Below are 21107 nucleotides of genomic sequence, written 5' to 3'. Positions count from 1 at the left end.
CTGCGTGTTTACCGCAGACGGCCTCGCTCGCGTCGATTGAGTGTCACGCAGACACGTGGCCTATGCAAATTTCGGCTGTCACCGAGCTCGAAACATGAAGCGGTGTCCATCGTACAAATGCGACGGCTTCATGAATTGCGGTTACCCTCCATCTGGCCCTGTGGCGACAACTATGACCAGCGACTCCTCCTTGAGCCTGTTGCAGGCGTACCGCTCGGTTCGGGCGCACACCGATTCGCTCACCGCACCGCTCAGCGACGAGGACCAATGCATCCAGACGATGCCCGATGTCAGCCCCACGAAATGGCACCGGGCGCACGTCACATGGTTCTTCGAGACCTTTCTGTGCAAGCCGCATCTCCACGGGTACGTCGAGCACGACCCCGCGTTCGGGTTCCTGTTCAACTCGTACTACGAGACCATCGGCAAGCGGCACCCCCGGCCCGAGCGAGGCAACCTCTCTCGGCCGTCGTGCGCCGAGGTAGCTGCGTATCGCCGTCATGTCGACGAAGCGATGCAGCGATTGCTCACCCTCGGACTTGATAGCGAGGTCACCGATCTCGTGACCCTCGGCCTGCATCACGAGCAGCAGCACCAAGAGCTGATCCTGATGGACATCAAGCACGTGCTGTCGTGCAATCCAGCGCTGTGGCCTGCGTACCGCGCGCCGGGTGAGGCGGCACCCGCCGCATGCACCCGTGCCGACGGAAGCGCCGTGAAGTGCGCGGACAAGGCCCGCTGGTCGAGCTTCGACGGCGGCGAGTTTGCCGTCGGCCATGACGGCGCGGGATTTGCGTTCGACAACGAGGGGCCACGCCATCGAGTGCTGGTTGAGCCGTTCCGGCTGGCCGAGTGCCCGGTCACGTGCGCGCAGTGGCTCGAGTTCATTGCCGACGGCGGCTACGAGACGCCGACGCTGTGGCTCTCCGACGGCTGGGGCCAGCGGTTGGCCCACGGCTGGGAGGCGCCGTCGTACTGGTATCTCGCCGATGACGGCTGGCAGGTGTTCACGCTTGAGGGCCTCAAGGCCGTTGCGCCCGAGGAGCCGGTGTGCCATCTGTCGTACTACGAGGCCGATGCGTTCGCTCGCTGGGCTGGCGCTCGGCTGCCCACCGAGTTCGAATGGGAGCACGCTGCGGAGGGTTTGCCTCGGAAGGGGAACATCGGCGGCTGTGCCAGCCTGCATCCCGTCCCGGCTGAGGGTCCCACGATGTCCCTCGGCAATGAGCCGGTCGAAGTCCAGCAGATGTACGGCGACGTCTGGGAGTGGACGTCGAGCCCCTACACCGCCTATCCCGGGTTCAGCGTCGCTCAGGGCGCAGTCGGCGAATACAACGGCAAGTTCATGATCAACCAGATGGTGCTGCGCGGCGGATGCTGCGCGACGCCCGAGCTTCACATCCGGCCCACGTATCGCAACTTTTTCCACCCCCACACCCGCTGGCACTTCTCGGGCCTGCGCCTCGCCGCCGACGCCCAGTGATGAATTCAGCTCACGCCGCGCAACCCGTTAGCGCGCCTGTGGTCGACAACTGGCTCGACGCTGGCTGGGCCGACCGCGAACTGCGCGCGGACGTCTCGGTGGGCCTGTCGTCGCGTCCCAAGGAGCTGCCGCCGAAGTGGTTCTACGACGACCACGGCAGCGACTTGTTCGACCAGATCACCCGTCTTGACGAGTACTACCCGACCCGACGTGAGCGGGAGATTCTCGAGCGTGAAGCTGCCGACATCGTGACTGCGTCGGGCGCAGGCAGCCTGGCCGAGCTGGGTTCAGGGAATTCGAACAAGACGCGCATCCTGCTCGACGCGTTCGCGGCTGCCGGCCAGCTCCGGCGCTACGTCCCGTTCGACAACAGCGAAACGATCTTGCGCACCGCTGCGGACGAGCTGGCTTCGGCATACCCGGGACTGCGCGTGCACGGCGTCGTCGGCGACTTCGAGCACCACCTCGGTCGCCTGCCGCTCGTCGAGCCGGCGGATTCCGGAGCGGGGCAGCCCAGCCCGCCTTGCATGGTGATGCTGCTGGGTGGCACCATCGGCAACTTCGCGCCAACAAAGCGCCCCGCCTTCCTCGATGCCGTTGCGGTAGCGATGCGGCCCGGCGATACGTTCCTCCTCGGCACCGATCTCGTCAAGGACCTCGGCCGCCTAGAAGCCGCGTACAACGACGCGGCGGGCGTTACCGCCGAGTTCAACCTCAACGTGCTGTCGGTGCTCAATCGCAGGCTCGGCGCGGACTTCGACCTCGACGCCTTTGAGCATGAGGCGGTGTTCGATGCGGACAACGAGTGGATCGAGATGCGCTTGCGCTCTGCTCGGACGCAGACGGTGCACATCCCGGCCCTGGAGATGACTGTCGACTTCGCAGCGGGCGAGCGGATGCGTACCGAGATCAGCGCGAAATTCCTTCCCGGGCGGGTTCGAGCCGAACTCGGCGCTGCCGGCCTCGTCGTCCAGCAGATGTGGACCGACGCGCAGGGCGACTACGCCCTCACCCTCGCTCGGCGGGTCCGACGACCCTGACGGGTCGGCCCGTCGCCGGCTACCAGCCGTTGACGTGGACGAATTGGTCGAACGGCTTGCGGCGGCCGGGCTTGAAATCGGTGCCGGACAGCCCGGGTTGTGGCCAGCACCTCGTCAGCGCTGAGAGACAGCGTCATCGGTCAGCGCTAGCCGGCGAGAGCGGCTTCGATGTTGGCGACGCCGTCAGTGAGCGCCGTGGCCTCGGCGCCGTCGAGCACCCCGTAGATCGGCGCCAACAACTCGTCGGTGAGTGCCTCAGCGGTTTCCCAGCGAGCCCTGTCGTCGTCGGTGACCTCGACGTCGTCGGTCCAGCCGAACATCGTCACGTCGTCGGGACGGCGGATCCGGTGAGCGGTTTCAGGCGTCAGTCCTGACGCCACCACTGCCACCAGGTGCAGGCTTCCTCGCAATTCGCGCAAGACAGCCACGTTCTGGAACGCACGAGCAGCAGTGTCATCGCTGCGGGGCTCTGCCGCCGTGCCGGCGAACAGGGCCTGGCCGGCACAGTTCGCCAAGCCCGCAGCGATCACCTTGTCGGCGGCAGCGTTGAAGGCGTCAAGGCCCTCGACGTCACCGAGCTTGGAGGCACCGAAGGCCCCGGCGCACTCCATGTACAGCGTCCCGGCCTCACGCGCTGGCATCACTTCCTTGGCGGAGTTCCAGATCTTGGAAGCCAGGCCGAAGTTGAAGTAGCCGAACGCGCTGTGCACGACCTCGGCCTCGACATCGCCAAGCACGCCGCCGCGGCCCAGGAAATACAGGCGGAAGCCGTCAAGGCCTGCCTCCTTGCCCCGCGCGAGCGTGCCGGGATCGAAATAGAAGCTCGAGCCCAGTGCTGCGATGGGCGGCGAGACGTTGCGGACGAAGTCAAGTGTCTCCATGGCGCGACAGTGTGGCACCGCGCCGCCGGGCTTGCTCCAGGGCTGGCCCGGCCGGCCCCCTCAGTGCAGGAGGCGGGCGAACATATCCAGCAGCAACTCCCAGTGGCGCTCGGCGGCTGGCTGGTCGTACACCGGCCGCTGCGGGAAGACGAATCCGTGGTGAGTGCCGTCCACCCAGTAGGTCTGTGCATCGGTACCTGCGTCGGCAAAGGCCTTGCACAGCCGATCGAAGTGCGCGCGGTCGACGTAGTCGTCGTGTTCGGCAGCAGCACGTAGTACCCGACGGTGGCGATACGCCGCGCCATGTCGTGCAGTTCTTCGCGCTTGCCCGGCGCATCCATCAGGAACAGCACGGTGGGGAACGGCCCCGGCCGGCGCTCGCTCGGCTCGGGATGGACGACGAAAGTGCTCATCTCGCCCTCGCCGGTGTCGATTGACACGTGGTCTTCGAACATCGCTGCCTCCTCGTCCTCGGCATTGTGTCTGCCGCCGGTGATCCAGTTGTCCTTGTGTAGTGCGTGCGTCAACCGTGCGCTCGCAAGCTCATCCTCCGACGGCGTCGGGCTCGCCGCATACGATCCCGGGCCATGAAGGCATTGGGAACCGAACCGCAGTACTTCGTCTACGAGGAGATCAGGCCACGTGTTGCCCGGATCACCATCAACAGACCCGAGGTGCGCAACGCCATCAACACGCCAGCCCACAAGGAGTGGTCCGACATCCTGGATCACGCCGCAGCCGACGAGGAGGTGTGGCTGATGGTCATCACCGGGGTGGGCCGACAGGCGTTCTGCGCTGGGCGCGACCTCAAGCACCTGTCGATGGTTCGCCAGTCCGACGAGGCGACCCAGGCCGCTGACCGCGAGCTGATGAGCCAGGTGACACGCCTGATCGAGCGCTTCGACTATCCCAAGCCGCTGATTGCCCAGGTGAACGGCGTGGCGCTCGGCGGCGGGTTCGAGGTAGCGATGGCGTGCGATCTTGTGGTGGCAGCCGACCATGCCCAGTTCGGGCTGACCGAGCCGCTGCGTGGCCTGTACGCGGGCGGCGGGGGAGTGCACCGCCTGCCGCGCCAGATCCCGCTCAAGCTGGCAATGGAGTTCCTGCTGACGGCTCGCACCATGAGTGCGCAGCGGGCACTGGAGCTGGGCATCGTGAACGACGTGGTGCCCTACGCCGACCTCGACGCGGCAACCGACCGGCTCATCGACGACATCATGCGGTGCGCGCCGCTGTCCATCCGGGCCACCAAGCAAGCGGCGATGCGCGGGCTTGACATGCCGCTCGGCGAAGCGTTCCACCATCCCTATCCGGCCGTCACTCGCCTGAGGGCCAGCGAGGACGTGAAGGAAGGCCCGCGAGCCTTCGCCGAGAAGCGTCAGCCCAACTGGCAAGGCCGCTGAACCGGGCTCTGACAGACCCTGCTGTGCTGGATTGCGAAACTGCGCCCAATGACTCGATAGCGCTAAATTGGCGCCACTAGCGTCACTCTGGCGTTAAGGTGGGCACATGGCGACGATCCAGATCAAGCACGTGCCCGACGAGGTGCACGACAAGCTGAAGCGACGAGCAGCTACAACCGGTCAGTCGCTGCAGCAGTACATGCTTGACGCCGTCTGCCGCGAGGCAGAGATGGCAGCGGTAGAGGAACTTCTCGCAGTCAAGCGTGTGGAGGCGTTGGCCTACGGCGAATTCGACCTCGATCCCGACATGATTGTCGAGATTATTCGCGTCGATCGCGAGTCGCATTGATCGTCGTCGACGCCAGCGTCGCCGTCACGGCGGTGGGAACGGTCGGCGAGCGCACTGATCGTGCCTTGCGTCGCATTTCGCTGGAACTGGCACTTGCACCTCACGTGCTCGACCTCGAAGTTGTTTCCGCGTTCCGTCGGATGTACCGCCGTGGCGAGATTTCGGAAGCCGCGGCGCGACGTGGTTTGCGCCATCTTGCAAGAGTGGGGATCAGACGCGTCGATCACACCCCGCTCATCGCTCGTTGCTGGGAATTGCGCGACAACCTGACGCCCTGCGACGCGTCGTACGTGGCGCTGGCTGAACAAACCGGCGCGACACTGCTCACAAGCGATGCCCGACTGTCGCGAGCGCCGGGCATTGAGTGCGATGTGGAGCTCTTTGACGCGTCGACCTGATCTGGTGCTGCGCGAGACTGCGCCGTGGACTGCGAAGCCTTCGACAGACGGGGACGACGATGAACGATGCGACGGCGCTGGCCGATCAGGTGCGAGCCGGCGAGGTCGACGCTGCCACGGCGGTCGATGAGGCAATCGCACGCTGCGAAGAGGTGAACCCGACGATCAACGCGATCGTCGAGCAGACCTACGACACGGCGCGGCATCGCGCCGCGCAATTCGATACAGCACGGCAGCGGTCCGCCGCACTTTCTGCCTGCGGCGACAACTCTGGGCTGCTCGCGGGCGTGCCGATCGCGCTGAAGGACCTGCACTGCCCGGCTGAGGGCGAGCCTGCGTACCAAGGCAACCGTCGGCTGGCCGAGCTCGACTACCGCTACAGCGAGACCGGCGCCGTGGCGCGCCGCTGGGCCGAAGCGGGCGCCGTCAGCATTGGGCACTCCCACAGTCCCGAACTCGGCGGGGGACAGTGTCCTGCCGCAGCCGAGACGGCGTTATACGGACCGACGCGCAACCCGTGGAACACCGACCACACGGTGCTTGGCTCAAGCGGCGGCGCTGCCGCAGCGGTGGCGGCAGGCATCGTGCGCATCGCGCATGCCAGCGACGGCGGTGGCTCCATCCGCATCCCGGCCAGCGCCAACGGGCTCGTCGGTCTCAAGCCGTCGCGGGGTCGGATCTCGGGCGCGCCGTCCGGCGAGGGCTGGGGAGGCGGCACCACCGATGGCGCCGTGGCTCTCACCGTGCGCGACGCAGCACTGGCGCTCGACGTGTTGGCTGGACCCGAACCGGGCGACCCCTACGTGCCGGCGCACCCTGCGCCTGCCGCCGGTTACGTCGCCGAAGTCGGCCAGGATCCCGGCCGGCTGCGCATCGGCGTCAGCTCGACCCTCCCGTTCGCCGACACCGAACTGCTGTGCACCCAGGCCGCTGAAGCCGCCGCCGGCATTCTCGACGGACTCGGGCATCGAGTCGAAGCGGGACTGCCTGAACCGATGGCCTCCAATGACTACATGTACGACTACATCCGGGTGATCCGCACCAGCGCGACGGCGACTCTGCGGTCCTACGAAGGGGTGCTCGGCCGCCCGTGGGCCGAAGACGACGTCGAGCCGGTGGCGTGGATCAACTACCAGCGCGGTGCCAAGATCAGCGCCCCCGACTACATGGACAGCCGTGAGCGCCTGCACCACTTCACACGCCGGATGGTCTCGTGGTGGAACGCCGAGCCCGGCAGCGGTGACGGTTTCGACCTGCTGCTGACTCCCACGCTGGGCGTTGTCCCACCCCCCGTGGGCTACCTCGTCGAGGGAGACGAGCGCACGCTGACCAAGCGGCTGGCAAAGGTGACGCCGTACCTGCCGCAGTTCAACGTCACCGGTCAACCCGCCATCTCGGTACCGCTGGGCACTCCCGACGGCATGTCGCCCGAAGGCCTGCCGATCGGCGTACAGCTGGTGGCCGCACCTGGCCGCGAGGACGTGCTGCTGCGCATCGCCGCGCAGATGGAACAAGCCGCCCCCTGGAGCCATCACCGCCCCGCCGTGGCTGCCTGAAGGAGATCGCGAGCGTGCCCACTGTGGACACCAGATCGGCCCGTACGATTGGGCTGGCAGGGACGGGCGTCATCGGGGCGGGCTGGGCGGTGCGCGTGCTGGCACGGGGCCACGACGTGATCGCCTGGGATCCGGCCGACGGTGCTGAGTCCCGGCTGCGCGCAGCAGTGGAGCGAGCCTGGCCATCGGCGACGCGCCTCGGGTTATTCCCCGGTGCCGACCCGTCCCGACTGCGCTGGGCCGACTCTGCTGAGGACATGGCGGCGGCCGCCAACTGGGTGCAGGAGAGCGTCCCCGAGGACGAGGCCGTCAAGCTCCCGCTGCTTCGCCGCCTTGCCGCAGCCGCTGCGCCCGACACCGTGATCGCCAGCAGCTCCTCAGGATTGCTGCCGTCACGCCTCGCCGAAGGCTGCCGACACAGCGAGCGCATCATCATCGGCCACCCGTTCAACCCGGTGTACCTGCTGCCGCTGGTGGAGGTGGTGCCCGGCGACTCCACCAGCCCCACCGTGGTGGAGGCCGCGGTCGCGCACTACCAGGACCTGGTCATGCACCCGCTGGTGGTGCACAACGAGATCGAGGGCTACCTGTCGGACCGCCTGCAAGAGGCGCTATGGCGAGAGGTGCTGCACTTGGTGAACGACGGCGTGGCCACCACCGCCGAACTGGACGACGCCATCATCTACGGGCCCGGTCTGCGGTGGGCAGCGATGGGCACCAACTTGACGTTCCATTTGGCCGGCGGCGAGGGCGGCATGGGCCACATGCTGCGCCAGTTCGGACCGGCGCTGAAGCTGCCGTGGACCCATCTGGAAGCGCCCGAGCTGACCGAAGAGCTGGTAGTGGCGATGGAGAGCGGCTGCGAGGCCCAGGCCGCCGGACGCTCGATAGCCGATCTGGAGCAGCTGCGCGACGACTACTTGCTGTCGGTGATGCGGGCGTTGCGCCCCTGCGACATCGGCGCCGGCCGCCTCGTGGCAGAGCGCGAAGCCCGCATCCTCGAAGCCGGCGTCACCGCCCAACCCTGGACGCCGGGCGCGCATGTCGCCGCTCCGCTCGAGCTGTACTCGACTGTCGTCGAGCCGGACTGGGTGGACTACAACGGCCACATGACCGAAGCGGCGTTCCTCACGGCCTTCGGCTGGGCGTCGGACATGCTGTTCCGCTACTTGGGTATCGACGAGGACTATCGCACGGCCGGCCACTCGTACTACACGGCCGAAACTCACATCAACTACCTGCGCGAGGCCTCCCTGGGCGAGCCGTTGCGGGTGACCACTCAGGTGCTGGGCAGCGACGCGAAGCGGCTCCACATCTTCCATGCCATGTACCGAGGCCGCAGCGAAGAGCTGTTGTGCACGACAGAGCAGATGCTCTTGCATGTGAGCACCGAGGCCGGGCGCGCGGTGCCTGCGCTGGCGGGCCCAGCAGCGGCTGTTGCCGCCATCACCGCCGCCCACGCCCCGATGCCCGCGCCGCCCCGGGCAGGCCGGCGCATGTCCATTCCCGCCGGTTGACGCCCGAGCCACCCTGAGATCCAAACCACGCCGGCACGACCAACACAACAGGAGCACCCCTTGGATTTCTCCATCGACGACGACCAGGAGATGGTGGTCGACACCGTGCGCGCGTTCGTGAACCGCGAGCTGGCGCCCTACGAGGACGAGGTGGAACGCACCGGACAAGTGCGCCCCGAGTTAGTGCAACAGATTCGCGAACGGTCCCTGGCGGCTGGCATCTATGCGGCCAACATGCCCGAAGACCTGGGCGGCGGGGGACTGGACGACCTGACGTTGTCCATGGCCGAGCGGGCCTTCGGCTGGACCGCTTACGCGCTGCAGTACATCGTGGCGCGACCGTCGAACATCTTGCGCGCCTGCACCGGTGACCAGGTGGAGGAATACCTATTGCCGACCGTGCGGGGCGAGCGGGTGGAGTGTCTGGCGATGAGCGAACCGGGCGCGGGCTCCGACCTGCGGGGCATGACCTGCCGGGCCGAGCGCCGGGGCGACGACTTCGTGGTGAACGGCACCAAGCATTTCATCAGTCACGCCGACCTCGCCGACTACGTGATCCTGTTCGCAGCCAGCGGCGTCGAGCCGGCCGGATCGGACGGCCGTCCGCCCCGCAAGCTGATCTCGTCGCTGCTGGTGGACTTCGACATTCCTGGCGTGGAGCGGTTGCCGGGCTACAACAGCGTGTCCAACCGGGGCTACCACAATCTCATCTTGAACTTCGACGACGCCCGGGTGCCCGCGGCGAACCTGCTGGGTCCCGAGCACCGGGGATTCGACGTGGCCAACGAGTGGCTCGGCAGCACCCGCCTGCAGGTGGCGTCCACCTGTTTGGGGCGAGCCGACCGGGCACTGGCAGTCGCGCTGGACTGGGCCGCCAACCGGGAGCAGTTCGGGCAGCGCATCGGCCGCTTCCAGGGGGTGTCGTTCAAGCTGGCCGACATGCGTCTGCGCCTGGCCGAGGCCGAGCTCATGACCTACCGAGCCGCCTGGCTGTCGGCGAGAGGCGAGATGACCGACGCCGATGCGGCGATGGCCAAGCTGTCGGCCACTGAGATGCTGCAGTTCGTCTCCGATGAGGCGATCCAGATCCTCGGCGGCATGGGCCTGATGGACGAGCTGCCGCTGGAACGCATCTGGCGCGACGCCCGCGTCGACCGGATCTGGGACGGAACCAGCGAGATCCAGCGTCACATCGTGTCCCGCGACATGCTGCGCCCGCTGGGCTCCTGAGCAGTCGTCGGGCGGCAGGCGGGCGATGTGCAGGCGGGCAGTGAGCAAGCGGTGAGCGAACGGCTCGACCGGCTGCTGCGACCACGGTCGCTGGCCTTCGTCGGTGGAACCGCGGCCGAATTGGCCATCGAGGCCAGCCGTTCGTTCGGCTTCGACGGCGAGATGTGGGCTGTCAACCCCCGCCACGAGCTGCGCGGCGCCCCCACTGTCGCGTCGGTCGCGGAGTTGCCTGGCGTCGCCGACGCAGCCTTCGTGGCCGTGGCCCGCGACACCGCCACAGAGGTCGTGCGAGAGCTGGCCGCCGCAGGGACAGGCGCGGCTGTGTGCTACGCCTCAGGCTTTGCCGAGACCGGCGACGCCGGGGCGGTGGCACAACGCGAACTGGTCGAAGCCGCCACTGGCATGCCGCTGGTGGGCCCCAACTGCTACGGCACGCTGTCGGCGGTGACCGGTGCTGCGCTGTGGCCCGACGTGCACGGGCTGGCCCGCTGCGAGCGCGGTGTCGCCTTTGTCAGCCAGAGCGGCAACGTCGCGGTGAACCTCACCATGGCGCGGCGTGGCCTTGCGGTCGCCCATGTGCTGGCACTGGGCAACCAGGCCGATGTGGGCCTGGCCGAGTCGTTGGAAACGTTGGTGGCTGATCCGGCCGTGACCGGGGTAGGCCTCTATCTGGAGGCGGTGGACGACATCGACCGGTTCGCTGCCGCGATGGACGTGGCACACCAGCGGAGCCTGCCGGTCGTGGCTCTCAAGTTGGGTGCCACCGAGGCGTCGGGCGTCATCGCCGTGTCCCACACGGCCTCGCTGGTTGGCAGCGACACCGCCTACGACGCTCTGTTTCGCCGGCTCGGCGTGCGCAGGGTGCACACGTTGCCCGAACTGCTCGACACGCTGTCGGTGCTGGTCGCCACCGGTCCGCTGCGGGGCAACCGGCTGGTCTCGCTGAGCTGCTCCGGCGGCGAGGCGGCGCTGATTGCGGACCGCAGCCGCGTCCGCGACCTGTCGTTTCCGGCGTTCTCCCTCGAGCATCGGGACCGGGTGGCTGCAGCGCTGGACCACCGCGTCGCGGTAACCAACCCGCTCGACTATCACACCTTCATCTGGGGCGACACTGCCCGACTGACCGAGTGCTTCACCGCCGTGCTGTGCGACGTGCAAGCCTCCGTCGAGCCGTCCGCCGAGCCCTCTGGGGGCGCGCCCGCGGCCCCGCCGTTCGACGCCGCTGTCGTGCTACTGGACGTGCCGGCTGAGGGACTCGACAGATCACGCTGGTGGCCCACGCTGGATGCCTTCGGTGCTGCATGCGTCGCCAGCGGCACTCCCGGCGTGGTCGCGGCCTCACTGGCAGAGAACCTGCCCGACGAAGCGCGTGTGCGGGCCGGCGAGCTCGGCCTGTGCGCCTGTGGTGATATCGACACTGCACTGGGTGCCTTGGAGGCTGCGGCTGCGTTCGGACAGTCGCTCGCCGCCTTCGCGGGCGCGCCACCGGCCCCGCTGTTCGCTCCAGCCCACAGCGCCCGGCCGGCACACGAGCCATACCTGCAGGGGGCCTCGAGCGGCGGGGAAGCAACGGCGTCGGAAGCCGCCGCCCTGGCTGAGTCGGTGCTGGCTGAGACGGTGCTGGCTGAGACGGTGCTGGCTGAGCCGGTCCTCACGGAGACGGTGCTGGCGGAGTCTGAGGCCAAGGAGCGGCTGGCCGCAGCGGGCATCTCGGTGCCTCGCGGGTTGCTGGTGACAGCGGCCGAAGCCGCTGCAGCCGCCGTTGAGATCGGTCTGCCCGTGGTGGTGAAGGCCACCGGCGTTGCACACAAGTCCGATGTCGGCGCAGTGGCGCTGGGATTGGACGACCTTGACGATGTCGCGAGTGCGGCCGCACGCATCGGCGCTCTCGGCGACGGAACCGTGACGGTCGAGGAGTGTGTCGCCGAGGCGGTGGCAGAGTTGCTCGTGAGCGTCCGTTCCGAGCCGCCGGTGGGAATGCTGCTGACGTTGGGAGCGGGCGGCACGCTGGTCGAGATGCTCGACGACACTGCCGCGTTGTTGCTTCCAACCGACCCGGCCGATGTCCACTCAGCTCTACGCAGCCTTCGCATCTGGCCGCTGCTGGCGGGCCACCGCGGAAAGTCCCCCGCAGCACTGGACGCCGTCGTCGAGGCGGTGTCGGCTCTCACCTCGCTGGTCAGCATTGATCGCAGCATCACCGAAATCGAGATCAACCCATTGCTGGTGACCCGAGAATCCGCAGTCGCCGTCGACGCGCTGATGACCGTCGCGCGGCCCGGCGGTGATGAGATCGAACCTGTCCACCGGAGGCCTGACCGACCATGACCAGCTCCACCGAGGCCAGCGCCGACGCTGCGCGTCCTGCCGTCACCAGCGTCGTCGACGGGCCGGTGCTCGAGGTCACCCTCGACCGACCGAAGGCCAATGCCATCGACGCTGCCACCAGCCGCGAGCTCAGCGCCGTGTTCGCCGAGTTCCGCGACACCCCAGAGCTGCGGGTCGCCATCTTCAGCGCCGCCGGTGATCGATTCTTCTCTGCGGGCTGGGATCTGAACGCCGCCGCCGCGGGCGAGGAGTTCGAGGCCGACTACGGCGAGGGGGGCTTCGGCGGTTTCGGCGAGCTGCCAGGACTGGCCAAGCCGGTGATCTGCGCCGTGAACGGCATGGCGGTGGGCGGCGGTTTCGAGATCGTCTTGGCGGCCGATCTGGTGGTCGCGGCCGAGACCGCTCGGTTCTGGCTGCCCGAGGCCGGCTTGGGCATCATCGCCGACACGGCCTCGGTGCGCCTTCCCAGAATGCTGCCGCCGGTGGTGGCCAACGAAGTGCTGTACGCCGGCCGCCGCCTCGATGCCGCCGAAGCGCTGCGTTGGGGGCTCGTCAACGCCGTGGTCACCGGTGGCGATCTGATGCCAGAGACCCGCGCCTTGGCAAAGCGAGTCGCACTGTCAGCGCCGCTGTCGGTGGCAGCAATCAGCGAGATCGGCCGCCGGACCGCCCACCTCGGTCTGCCCGAGGCCTTCGAATCGCTGCGCTCGGGCCAGCTCGCCGCCTATGAGGCCATGCTCGCCTCCGACGACGCCACCGAGGGCCCCCGCGCGTTCACTGAGGGCCGTCCCCCGCGCTGGCAGAACCGCTAGTCCGCGCAACCCGTTCCGCATTGCTGAGAGGCCAAGCGGAAGCGCAGCGCGCTCTCCTACGCGCGGGCGCCGCGGGACTGGTCGACGACCACCACGGCGAGGGAGAACATCACCACGGTCATGCCGACGAACTGCAACAGCGACACTTCGTCGCCGAGGAACGCCCAGGCCATCAGCGTGCTCGTGACCGGGATCGCCAGCGTCATCGTCGAGCCCACCCACGCCGGGATGCGCGCCAGCGACCAATTCATCAGCATGTGAGAGGCAAAGCCGGGCCCGATCGACAAGATGACCAGCCACACCCAAGCGCCGGGCGACGGGATGTCGAACACCTGCCCCGAACCGATTGCGAACGGCGAGCACACCAGCGAGCACACCAGCGCGCTGCCACCTGTGTACTGAGCCGAGCTGATCTTCTGCGTGCTCAGCTTGGAGAACACGAAGTAGCCGGTCCAGGCGAACAGCGTCAGCGCTGCCAGCAGATCGCCCAGCAGGCTCCACTCGGGAATCCCTGACGAACCGAACACCACGATGGCGATGCCGCCGCTGGCAATCATCACTATGCCCCAGTGGCGACCTCGCGGCTGCTCGCCGAACAGTTTCGGCGCCAGATACAGCATGAGCAGCGGCTGCAGCGACGCCACGACCGTCGCATTGGCCACCGTTGTCAGCCGCAGCGCCGTGAAGAACAGCATGATGTCGAACGCCAGTGAGATGCCGCCCCACGCCGAGATCTTGATCGAGTTCCATTTCAGCGGCGTGCCGTTCGCCCACAGGAACAGCAGCACCAGGCCGGTGTAGAGCCACATCCGCCAGAACACGACAGCCAGCGGGCCCAGCTCGGACAGCCCCTTGGCGATGACGCCGGAGGCAGCCCAGCCCACCATCGCGACGGCTGCGGCTGGAATGCCCAGCGCACGCTCGGAGGCGTCCGGCAGGCCGCGGCCGCCGTAGGGGTCGCTCGGCATGCCCGGTGTCTCGGCCATAGCCCCGCCCCCCTCGGCCGCGGGCATTCCGAGCCGACCTCGGAAGACTACGCCTACTGGAATCGGAGAGTGCAGTTGTTCGAGGGTCGTAGCTCAGTCGAAATGAGCGCGCTCATAAGTAGCGTGCGGGCAGCAATGCACCACGGGGACTGAACATGAGCATGCTCGGCAATGCCGTCGTGCGGCGGGAAGATCCCGGATTCCTGACCGGCTTGGCTGCCTACGTCGACGCCCTGCTGCCGGCGGATGCCCTGCATCTGGCCTACGTCCGTTCGCCGTTCGCCCACGCCCGCATCACGAGCCGATCCATCGACGCGACCTGTCCCGAGACCACGAGCACCTGCTGGAACTTGTCGGCCACATCGGCTCGAACTCGTCCGGGGTTGTGGGCTGCGGGGTGCAGCGGGAACGCCGACGCGACTGCGGGCACCCGCAGCGAGGTCAAGTAGGGGGGTTCGCACAGGTATCGCCAGAATCCGAAGTTCAACCCGGCGATGACCTGGTCGTGCACCTCTGCGCGCCTGCCTCCGCGGGTTGCGCGTTGCCGGGCGTCGGCGATGTCTTCTCGGGCCCGCCGAGCGTGCCGACCCGGGAAGAGTTGCATTCGCCGGTACCACACGTCCGGCCACTCCCTGGCCGATCCGTATCTCAGGAGCGCATCGTCGACCGCGTTGCGGAAGATGACTTCCAGGCGACCAAGATCGCCATGTAGAGCACTGGCCGCGCTGGTGTTCCAGTCGTATAAGTGAATGGCGGCCTCAACATCGCCGCCAGCCGCTTGCAAGTACGATTTTAAGCGTGGTGTCGTTTGGCGGGCGGCAACCTCTTGGAAGTTGATGCTTGACATTCTCTTCCCAGACCCTAGAGTTGTCTTTGAAGACCCCGGAACCGTCACTGCTTCGGCAAACGGCCGGGGTTACGCCTTTTTAGGGCTCTCGGCGGGAACCCTTGGCTCAGGTCCGCACCAGTTGCCAACAGGTCTGCGAAAGACTCCTCGCGCTTGGTGTCGAACCTGTCTCGCTCATGCTGCGTCAGGCTCTCATAACTGCGTAGATATGCGCTGGTCTTTTCGTGAGTCGGCACCGGCGTAGATCGGGGCTAGTCGGCGGCGCGGCTGTTACGGCGCAGCCGGATTGCCGACAGAAGCGACTCGTCGCTGTAGTAGCGGTCGAGGTCAATCTCGTCTGCCAGGAACGCCGCCGGAGCGTCGGGGCGTCGAGTGTCAGGTGAGTCGAGTCCATTTGCCGCCTTCGGCGCGTCGGGCACTATCGGCGCCATTCCCGCCGTCCACAACGCCGTCGTCGACGCGGTGTCACACCTCGGCATCCGCCACCTGATCACGCCGATCACCTCGCAACAGCTCTGCGAAGCCATCGCCGCAGGTTCGTGTAGACGAATTGTCTACACGATAGAATAGGATGCTCACGTGGATACGACGACGGTGCGAGTGGACCGCGCGACGCACGCGCGCTTCTTGGAGATGAGCAAGGCGTCAGGGCGGTCGCTCACCGAGACGCTGCGGGACGCCGCTGAGGCGCTGCGGAGAGTTCGCTTCGCGGAGCAGGTGCAGTACGAGCTTGAAGCGCTGCGCGAACGCCCTGATGACTGGGCTGGGTACCTGACGGAAGCCGCGGCAACCGAAGTCGGCGATGGCATCGGTTGACGAGCTCTGGTTGATCGATTTCGGCGAGCCGCACCCCGGGGAACCCGCCTTCGGTCATCCGGTGCTCGTCCTGGGGCCGCCGAACATCTTCGGCTCTGACTTCCCGCTCGTCATCGTTGTGCCGCTCACGACGACATGGCGAGGTCTCTCACTCCACGTCGAGGTCGAAGCCGACGAATCCAACGGCCTCGATGACACGAGCTATGTCCAATGCGAGCTGCTGCGCTCAGTTCACCGCCACCGTCTCGTGCACCGGCTCGGCACCCTCAGCGGTGATGTCAGCGCTCAGGTGGACAGCATCGTGAGGGTGCTCCTCAACCACTGAGACTGCGCCGAGGACCAGCAGCGGCCACCTGCTACTCCTCGTCGCCTGCATCGGCAGGTCAGTCGCGCAGCAGGTACGCCGAGTGCAGCACGTCGGGTCGCTCGATCAGGTCCTCGGCGCTGCCGTCGTAGCGAATCCGCCCGCCTTCGAGCACGTACGCCTTGGTGGCCAGCCCGAGGGCGACCTGCGCGAACTGCTCGATCAACAGCACGGCGACGCCGCTGTCGGCCACTTGGGCGAGCACTGGCGTGAGCCGCTTCACCACGATCGGCGCCAACCCCAGCGACAGCTCGTCCACAACGAGCACCTTCGGCCGCGACACCAGCGCTTGGGCCAGCACCACCATCTGCTGCTCGCCTCCCGACAGCAGGCGTCCGAAGTACTCCCAGCGACGGTCCAGTTCGGGAAACAGCGACCTTGCGTATTCGATCCCGTCCTCGGCAGCCTCGGCGTCCAGCGAGTAGGTCGCCACCCGCATGTTGTCGGCCACGGACAGATCGGTCAGCAGGCGACGACCCTCGGGAACCACCGATACTCCGGCGTGACGCACCCGCTCGGGCCGCCAGTTGGTGATGTCGACGCCAGCCATGGTGACGTGGCCAGAGCGCACCCGGGCCAGCCCGGCGATGGCCGCGGCAATGCTCGACTTGCCGGCACCGTTCGGCCCGAGCATCGTCGTGATCTCGCCCGGCGGCACTTCGATGGCGACGTCGTGCACCATCGGCCGCCCGCCCCGATCGACGGTCAGATCGGTGAGAACCAGGCTGGACCCCGCGCTGGCGGAGACGGCGGCTTTGGCCACAGTGCCGTCAGACATCGTCACGTCTCCTCGTCGCCGACGTAAGCGGCCAGGACCCGCTCGTCGCGTAGCACTTCGGCAGTCGGCCCGGCGGCAACGAGTCGGCCGAAGTCGAGCACCGCCGTCCACTCGCAGCACGCCTGCACCAGCGACATGTCGTGGTCGACCAAGATCACAGTGGCACCTGTTCGTCCCGGAACATTGCGAATGATCTCGGCCAGTTGCTCAGTCTCCTCCTCGGGCAGACCTGCTCCGGGTTCGTCGAGCAGAACCACCCTCGGCTCTCCCACAATGGCCCGCGCAACCTCGATGAAGCGCCGGTCGCGCTGTGGCAGCGTGCGCACTACCTCATCTCGTATATCGGTCAACCCGACGAATGACAGGACGTCGTCGACCGCATCTTGCCGTTCGGAGCGCGAACCCTCAGAGGCGTGCTCGTGGACTGTCCGTACGTTCTCGTACACGGTCAGGCTCTCGATGGTCTGCACGGTCTGAAAGGTGCGTCGTAGCCCCCAGCGCGCTCGCCGGTAGTCGGTCATCGAAAGCAGGTCTACGTCGTCGATCTCGACGCGGCCAGCAACCGGCGTCACGAAGCCCGACAGCACGTTGAACAGCGTCGTCTTGCCGGCGCCATTGGGGCCGATCAACCCGCACGTGCCGTCGGGAAACGTGAGTGTCACCTCGTCGAGCGAGCGGACGCCGCCGAACTGCACGCTCAGATCGGTGATCTCGATCACTCGAGCAGGCCCTTCTTTTCCATCGACTTCGTCGTCTGGATGAGGTTGATCATGAGACCGATGCCGAAGATGGTCAGGGCGAAGTCGTTCCAGAACTGGTGACCGATGACGTTCTGGGTCAGGAAGTCGAGCATGATCTTGGCGAAGAAGGCTGCGAGCAGAGCACCCCACAGCGAGTTGATGCCACCCATGAGCACGACCGCGATGAGGAGCAGCGCGGCCTGCCGGTTGAACTGGTTGATGCCGATCGAGTTCTGCACGTGGCCGGCGAACAATCCACCCGCCACGCCGGCCATGAACGCCGCGAGGCCGAACGCGATCAGCTTGTAGCGGGTGATGTCGATGCCTGAAGCCAGCGCGGAGGGCTCGCTCTGGCGCACCGACGCCCAGGCGCGTCCCGGCTTGGTTGCGAGGAAGGCCACCGCCACCATGAAGACGATGAAGGCAGCCACCACGGCGAACCGGAAGTAGGCAACATCGGTTTCTGCGAAGACCGGCCGTCGCACCGGCGTGATCGCAGTGAGCGACGCTGCAACACCCCGAAAGCCGCTGCCGCCGTTGGGCAGCTTCAACTGGAACAGGACGATTTCGACCCCCACCGCCAGCATGAGCGTGACCAGCGCCAAATACAGCCCGCTGACTCGCAGCGCAGGCAGGCCGATGAGCACGCCGATGACGGCGGCGCCGATGCCGCCCACGATCATGAGCAACGGGTAGGGGACATCGGTTGCGAACGCCAGCCGAACTGTGATCCAGGTGCCAATGCCATAGGGGGCAACCTGGCCGAGTGACACCAGACCCACCCGGCCATACAGCATTCCCACGCTGGCTGCCACGATCGAGAAGGTCGCCATCTGGGTGAAGTTGTGGATCCACGTAGCGTCGAAGATCGACGGCATCGCGAACAGGGCGAAGACGAACAGCGCGATGACGATCGCCGGCTGGAATGCCCAATGCGACACCACTCGGCTGGCCATCACGTCATCTCCCTGCCAGCGAGCACGACGGTCCGCCGACGCGAGATCCACAAGATCGCAACCACCGAAATCACAACAGGGGTGAGCCGGCGGTAGGTCGCCAGGAATTGCAGATTTCCGTGGAACGGCGTCAGCACCGACTCCACCACTCCGATCAGGAGGCTGGCACCGAAGGTGATCCACAGCGATCGCAGCTGGCCGACGATGGCGCCGGCCAATGCCGGGATCACGAACCAGGTGAGCGTGGCCTGGTCCATGCTCTTGAACAGCGACGGCAACAGCAGGAACACGCAGCCGCACAGGATGCCCGCCCCGAACCATGCCATTGCCTCGACGCGCCGTACCGGGACGCCCAGCAGGCCCGACGTCTCACGGTTGTTCGCGATGGCCCGCATCGCTGTGCCGGTCTCCGTTCGCCGCAGGTAGACCTCCACGACAATCACGACTGCGAGAGCGAACAGCAGTGCCAGCACCTGGGTGGTCGTCACGACCGTGCCGCCGACTCTGAACGTCGAGTTGGGGAAGTGCATGGAGCGCGGCTTGGACGTGTCCCAGCGCTCCTTCATGATCCCCATCAGGAACAGCGCAAGCGCCACCGTGCCGAGTGACTTGGCGAGCGCATCACGCCGGTCGAGCAATGGCGCCAAGAACCATCCGTAGATCAGGAAAATCAGCGCGCAGACGCCCACGAGCGCGGGGTACAGCAGGATCGCGAATCCAGATGCCCGGGGTTCGGGCAGGATCAGCGAGCCGCCCATCAGCGACCACACGATGTGGACGCCCATCGAGCCGATGGCCCCGAACGCCAGGTTCACCACACCGGTGGTGCGGTACAGGACGACGATGCTCGTCCCGGTTACCGCATACATCGCCCCGAATGCCAAGCCCTGGATGATGAAGGGCAGCAGTATTGAAGTATCGGGCATCCGAAGCGATGTATCCGGTGTAGCTCGGTTCGTGAATTGGGCGGATCAGCCGCCGGAGCCCAAGCCGCCCGTCCAGTTGTTCGGCTCGTCCGCAGTGAGGCCGCCGGCCCGCTCCGCGTCGCGCACGGCGATCAGGATCGGATCAACCTCGGCAATCTCGAAGCAGCCGCTGTCGTCCACCATGCGGTCGACGCCGTTGGGCACCACGTTGTAGTCCCAGTTGTTGGGCACATTGCCAAGTGGCAGGCCGCCGAAGTACCACGGCTTGCACAGGTGGTCGGTCTCGAAGTTGGCGACCGCGCCGATCGCTGCGTTGACCGCTACCGGGTCGTCCAGGTCGGCCGGGTCCATTTCAAGCAGGGCGTGCACGAGGATCTGGCCGGCCACGAAGCCCATCTGCTGGAAGCTGCCGAGCGTCGGGTCGGGGTTGAACTGGGCCGTCACCTGCCGGTACAGCTCCACGTCCGGGCGAGGATCGTCAAGCAGGCTGAACTCGGCGTTGACGTTGATGTTGCCTTCCCAAGCAGGGCCGAGCGCAACCGCTACTGAGCTGTCGTTCAGTGGCGTGGACGAACCCCAGAGAACCCGGTCAATCAGACCCTGCTCCTCGGCGGCCTTGAGGATCTTCAAACCCTCCGGCGGCGTGAAGTTGAGGATCACCCCGCCGCCGTCGCCGGCTCGGTTGACCAGGTCAAGCACAATCGACGTGGCATCGGAGAGCGGCAGCTCGTGCTGCACGTCTTCCCACTCGAGACCATGCTGCTGGACGTAGATGCCAGCCAGCGAGTTGTAGTAGTGCGAGGTGGGCGTGATGCCAGTTGTGGTCACGACCTTGCCAGCTGCGCCCTTGGCCACCACTGCCTGGGCCGCACCGAGTGCCGAGTAGGCGGGTCCCATGTTGGTCGCAGCGATGTTCGGCGAGCTGAAGCACTCCGCTGGCACTCCTGAGACGATGACTTTGTAGCCCTGCTCCTCGTAGTAGCCGGCGTTGACCGGGCAGTCCAGGATCGAGAAGCCTCCAGCGAGGGCCACGACCTGGTCGGTTTCGACCAGCTTACGAGCAGCCGCCGCAGCGTCCGCAGGATTCAAGTTGTCGTTCTCCCAGACCATCTCCAGCGGGCGACCGTGAATGCCGCCATTGGCGTTCACGCAGTCGAAGAACGCCTTCATCATGAGCGGACCGGTCGAGAAATCGATGCCGGGAACGGAGGTGGTCACGTTGCCGATGACGATCGGTTCACCGGTCGCTTGCTGACCGTTTCCGAGACCGCACGCGAGATGGTCGCCTTCGGCCATGTCGTCGTCGGCCATGTCGTCATCGCTTCCGCAGGCTGCGGCTACGAGTACGAACACGAACGCGATTGCTGTCAATTTGCGAAGCATGGGTGCTCCCCCTCCGTGTGGCGCCCGGGATCTCGCCCGGAAGGGAACCAGGCCTCTTTCGAGCCCGCGCCCCCTGCGAGCGAGATGTCGAACCCCGCCCAGCGCGGAGTATAAGTCGGTTTGAAGAACTGAGCCCACTCGGCAAATGTGCTGTATCTGGGGCGGTTGCCCGAGGAAGCGGAGCCAAGATTGCAGCCCACGCACTCGAGTTCTTACAGCCTGTCAAGGGGCACAACGGTTCAATGCATGGTGGGCTTGGCTACATTGCTGCCAGCGCGAAGCCAGTCAATGCGCAGCATGAGAAAAGCCCGATC

General features: G+C 66.7%; 22 protein-coding genes. 12 read left to right on the top strand and 10 right to left on the bottom strand.

The genetic code is table 11. From position 1 onward, the window contains the following. Nucleotides 1-172: 172 nt before the first annotated feature. The gene (gene egtB, locus ACPXYO_RS18465) at nt 173-1483 is read left to right on the top strand and encodes an ergothioneine biosynthesis protein EgtB (RefSeq protein ID WP_423923592.1); all 1311 of its coding nucleotides are present in this window, start codon (nt 173-175) and stop codon (nt 1481-1483) included. After that, a complete protein-coding gene (gene egtD, locus ACPXYO_RS18460) occupies nt 1483-2523 on the top strand; it encodes an L-histidine N(alpha)-methyltransferase (protein WP_423923590.1) in 1041 nt (346 codons plus the stop codon). Before egtB ends, egtD begins: the two co-directional genes overlap by 1 nt. Before the next feature lie 146 nt (nt 2524-2669). Here the strand turns inward: egtD and ACPXYO_RS18455 are convergent, their stop codons facing one another. Then, complete coding sequence (locus tag ACPXYO_RS18455; RefSeq protein WP_423923588.1) at nt 2670-3404, bottom strand: SCO6745 family protein; 735 nt, start codon at nt 3402-3404, stop codon at nt 2670-2672. Between the two features lie 60 nt (nt 3405-3464). After that, nucleotides 3465-3626, bottom strand: coding sequence for a dienelactone hydrolase family protein (locus ACPXYO_RS18450; RefSeq protein WP_423923927.1), 162 nt, complete (start codon nt 3624-3626; stop codon nt 3465-3467). 365 nt (nt 3627-3991) lie between these two features. Between ACPXYO_RS18450 and ACPXYO_RS18445 the strand changes: the two genes are divergently transcribed. The 8 genes from ACPXYO_RS18445 (at nt 3992) to ACPXYO_RS18410 (ending at nt 12997) form a co-directional block, all read left to right on the top strand. Further along, entirely contained in the window at nt 3992-4807 is an 816-nt protein-coding gene (locus ACPXYO_RS18445; RefSeq protein ID WP_423923586.1) for an enoyl-CoA hydratase-related protein, read from the top strand. Nucleotides 4808-4913: 106 nt separating this feature from the next. After that, nucleotides 4914-5156 (top strand): FitA-like ribbon-helix-helix domain-containing protein, encoded by a 243-nt coding sequence (locus ACPXYO_RS18440; protein WP_423923584.1) that lies wholly within the window; start codon nt 4914-4916, stop codon nt 5154-5156. Continuing rightward, nucleotides 5153-5554, top strand: coding sequence for a type II toxin-antitoxin system VapC family toxin (locus ACPXYO_RS18435; RefSeq protein ID WP_423923582.1), 402 nt, complete (start codon nt 5153-5155; stop codon nt 5552-5554). Before ACPXYO_RS18440 ends, ACPXYO_RS18435 begins: the two co-directional genes overlap by 4 nt. A 59-nt stretch (nt 5555-5613) precedes the next feature. After that, the gene (locus ACPXYO_RS18430; protein ID WP_423923580.1) at nt 5614-7110 is read left to right on the top strand and encodes an amidase; all 1497 of its coding nucleotides are present in this window, start codon (nt 5614-5616) and stop codon (nt 7108-7110) included. Between the two features lie 23 nt (nt 7111-7133). Then, nucleotides 7134-8627, top strand: coding sequence for a 3-hydroxyacyl-CoA dehydrogenase NAD-binding domain-containing protein (locus tag ACPXYO_RS18425; RefSeq protein ID WP_423923578.1), 1494 nt, complete (start codon nt 7134-7136; stop codon nt 8625-8627). Nucleotides 8628-8687: 60 nt separating this feature from the next. Then, nucleotides 8688-9857: an acyl-CoA dehydrogenase family protein gene (locus ACPXYO_RS18420; RefSeq protein WP_423923576.1), complete on the top strand. Its 1170-nt coding sequence runs from the start codon at nt 8688-8690 to the stop codon at nt 9855-9857. A gap of 51 nt (nt 9858-9908) precedes the next feature. Continuing rightward, nucleotides 9909-12185, top strand: coding sequence for an acetate--CoA ligase family protein (locus ACPXYO_RS18415; protein ID WP_423923574.1), 2277 nt, complete (start codon nt 9909-9911; stop codon nt 12183-12185). After that, nucleotides 12182-12997: an enoyl-CoA hydratase-related protein gene (locus ACPXYO_RS18410; protein ID WP_423923572.1), complete on the top strand. Its 816-nt coding sequence runs from the start codon at nt 12182-12184 to the stop codon at nt 12995-12997. Before ACPXYO_RS18415 ends, ACPXYO_RS18410 begins: the two co-directional genes overlap by 4 nt. A gap of 56 nt (nt 12998-13053) precedes the next feature. On the opposite strand, the gene ACPXYO_RS18405 is transcribed toward ACPXYO_RS18410, so the two are convergent. From ACPXYO_RS18405 to ACPXYO_RS18395, 3 genes are all read right to left on the bottom strand, one after another. Next, nucleotides 13054-13983: a DMT family transporter gene (locus tag ACPXYO_RS18405; RefSeq protein ID WP_423923570.1), complete on the bottom strand. Its 930-nt coding sequence runs from the start codon at nt 13981-13983 to the stop codon at nt 13054-13056. Nucleotides 13984-14245: 262 nt separating this feature from the next. Beyond that, complete coding sequence (locus ACPXYO_RS18400; RefSeq protein ID WP_423923568.1) at nt 14246-14830, bottom strand: hypothetical protein; 585 nt, start codon at nt 14828-14830, stop codon at nt 14246-14248. Nucleotides 14831-15081: 251 nt separating this feature from the next. Next, the gene (locus ACPXYO_RS18395; RefSeq protein ID WP_423923566.1) at nt 15082-15357 is read right to left on the bottom strand and encodes a hypothetical protein; all 276 of its coding nucleotides are present in this window, start codon (nt 15355-15357) and stop codon (nt 15082-15084) included. A gap of 52 nt (nt 15358-15409) precedes the next feature. Between ACPXYO_RS18395 and ACPXYO_RS18390 the strand changes: the two genes are divergently transcribed. Continuing rightward, nucleotides 15410-15646 carry a hypothetical protein gene (locus ACPXYO_RS18390; RefSeq protein ID WP_423923564.1) on the top strand — a complete coding sequence of 79 codons (237 nt, stop codon included), beginning with the start codon at nt 15410-15412 and terminating at the stop codon, nt 15644-15646. Further along, nucleotides 15633-15971 carry a type II toxin-antitoxin system PemK/MazF family toxin gene (locus ACPXYO_RS18385; RefSeq protein ID WP_423923562.1) on the top strand — a complete coding sequence of 113 codons (339 nt, stop codon included), beginning with the start codon at nt 15633-15635 and terminating at the stop codon, nt 15969-15971. Before ACPXYO_RS18390 ends, ACPXYO_RS18385 begins: the two co-directional genes overlap by 14 nt. 58 nt (nt 15972-16029) lie before the next feature. Here the strand turns inward: ACPXYO_RS18385 and ACPXYO_RS18380 are convergent, their stop codons facing one another. Genes ACPXYO_RS18380 through ACPXYO_RS18360 form a run of 5 tightly spaced genes read right to left on the bottom strand, consistent with a single transcriptional unit; the run spans nt 16030 to nt 20793 of the window. Continuing rightward, nucleotides 16030-16788 (bottom strand): ABC transporter ATP-binding protein, encoded by a 759-nt coding sequence (locus ACPXYO_RS18380; protein ID WP_423923560.1) that lies wholly within the window; start codon nt 16786-16788, stop codon nt 16030-16032. A 2-nt stretch (nt 16789-16790) separates the two neighbouring features. Then, nucleotides 16791-17507, bottom strand: a complete 717-nt coding sequence (locus tag ACPXYO_RS18375; protein WP_423923558.1) for an ABC transporter ATP-binding protein — start codon at nt 17505-17507, stop codon at nt 16791-16793. Next, entirely contained in the window at nt 17504-18484 is a 981-nt protein-coding gene (locus ACPXYO_RS18370; RefSeq protein ID WP_423923556.1) for a branched-chain amino acid ABC transporter permease, read from the bottom strand. Before ACPXYO_RS18370 ends, ACPXYO_RS18375 begins: the two co-directional genes overlap by 4 nt. Continuing rightward, on the bottom strand, nt 18484-19410 hold the full coding sequence (locus ACPXYO_RS18365) for a branched-chain amino acid ABC transporter permease (RefSeq protein WP_423923554.1): 927 nt from the start codon (nt 19408-19410) through the stop codon (nt 18484-18486). Before ACPXYO_RS18365 ends, ACPXYO_RS18370 begins: the two co-directional genes overlap by 1 nt. A gap of 45 nt (nt 19411-19455) precedes the next feature. Then, nucleotides 19456-20793 (bottom strand): ABC transporter substrate-binding protein, encoded by a 1338-nt coding sequence (locus ACPXYO_RS18360; protein WP_423923552.1) that lies wholly within the window; start codon nt 20791-20793, stop codon nt 19456-19458. Nucleotides 20794-21107: the final 314 nt, after the last annotated feature.

Origin of the sequence: Candidatus Poriferisodalis sp., from assembly GCF_965237655.1 — a bacterium.
GTDB lineage: Bacteria > Actinomycetota > Acidimicrobiia > Acidimicrobiales > Poriferisodalaceae > Poriferisodalis.
The sequence above is the reverse complement of the archived record's forward strand: the minus strand, read 5'-3'. Positions and strand labels throughout refer to the sequence as shown.